The organism is Neisseria oralis, assembly GCF_045062685.1.
GTDB classification, from domain to species: domain Bacteria; phylum Pseudomonadota; class Gammaproteobacteria; order Burkholderiales; family Neisseriaceae; genus Neisseria; species Neisseria oralis.
Genome location: NZ_JBJGEB010000042.1, coordinates 1 through 357, shown reverse-complemented (window position 1 = coordinate 357; position 357 = coordinate 1). Strand labels below are relative to the sequence as shown.

General features: G+C 63.3%; 1 protein-coding gene. It reads right to left on the bottom strand.

Annotation, left to right across the window (positions count from 1 at the left end):
• The coding region (locus ACI43T_RS12005) for an RHS repeat-associated core domain-containing protein (RefSeq protein WP_405387343.1) at positions 1–357 on the bottom strand (357 nt) is incomplete at both ends.

Here is a 357-nt window from a genome sequence, read left to right as displayed (position 1 = left end):
CTGATTTTGTGCGGCGTTCCTTGTCGGGAATTGCGAACACGGGTCTTGCTCGTCCCTATCGCAACGCCCCACGGCCGCCCGTGCCTCCGACTTCGAACGCGAAGCCGCAATCGCCGCTGCTGCCGCCTGATGCGCCGAAGACACCCCGCCCGTGGCAGAAATTGCTCCCGCGCCCGCTCCAAACCCGCCTCCGCCCGCAAGGCTTCCGGCAAGGCCGAACAATCCCAGCGGGTCAATCCACATCTGCACATTCGGCGCGTACGTATACGCATTCTCCCCTCCCGACAGCCCTATCGGATCCTGCGTCAGAAACCGTCCCATGTCCGCATCGTAATAGCGCAGCAGGTTGTAGTGCAG